This is a genomic window from Paraburkholderia sp. BR14320, assembly GCF_040948665.1.
GTDB lineage: Bacteria > Pseudomonadota > Gammaproteobacteria > Burkholderiales > Burkholderiaceae > Paraburkholderia > Paraburkholderia youngii.
Genome location: NZ_JBFPKG010000213.1, coordinates 1 through 868, shown reverse-complemented (window position 1 = coordinate 868; position 868 = coordinate 1). Strand labels below are relative to the sequence as shown.

The window sequence follows — 868 nt, the reverse complement described above, 5'->3', positions numbered from 1 at the left end:
GAAATGATGGTGGCGATGCTTGAGCAGGGCGTCGACGCATCCAAAAGCACAACCGACAACGGAAAGACGTGGGTGCTCGAGGTCGATGACAGGCAACTGGTTCGCGCGATGCAGGTGCTGCGCGAGCGCGGCCTGCCGCATAGCCGGTACGACGATCTGGGTAGCCTTTTCAAGAAGGACGGCCTCATTTCGACGCCGACAGAGGAACGCGTGCGCTTCATTTACGGCTTGTCGCAGGAACTATCGGCGACGCTCTCGAAGATCGACGGCGTGATCGTCGCGCGCGTGCAGATCGTGCTGCCGGACAACGATCCGCTGGCGCAGCAGATGAAGCCTTCGACGGCATCGGTATTCATCAAGTACCGTCGGGATTCCGACGTGAACACGCTCGTGTCGCAGATCAAGACGCTCGTGATGCACAGCGTCGAGGGTCTGACCTACGACGCGGTCAGCGTGACCGCCGTAGTCGCCGATCCGGTCGATTTGCCAATGCCCGCGCCGGCCCGGGCATCGTGGTTGCCCACGCTGGTCGCGGCGGTGCTGGTATCTCTCGTTGGCGCCGCGAGTCTCTTTCTGTGGCTGCAGCGAGGCATGCCGGCCGGGCGCGCAAGCGCGCCGCTTGATTCGCGGATTTACGCCCGTATCAAGGCGCTCGCCGGCAAATGGCGGCGAGCAAAGCCGTCTTCGGCTGCGTGATGGCGGCATCCACGGTTTCTTTGTCCACAACTTCGGCCTCGGGGTGCATGGCGTCTTCGCGTACTCGGCCGACTTCACCCATCTCGCGAAGCTGTACGGCTGGCTGTATCGCCGGGCGGCTGCGGACAAATCTGGCGCGCACCGTCAGCGCCGGGCACGTGGCCGCTCTGAG

The 868-nt window shown here is 63.8% G+C and carries 1 protein-coding gene; it reads left to right on the top strand.

Annotated elements, in window-relative coordinates:
* Nucleotides 1-696 (top strand): type III secretion system inner membrane ring lipoprotein SctJ (gene sctJ / locus AB3X89_RS39955; protein ID WP_368588026.1); only part of this gene is annotated, 696 nt, incomplete at its 5' end.
* Between the last annotated feature and the right edge of the window lie 172 nt (nt 697-868).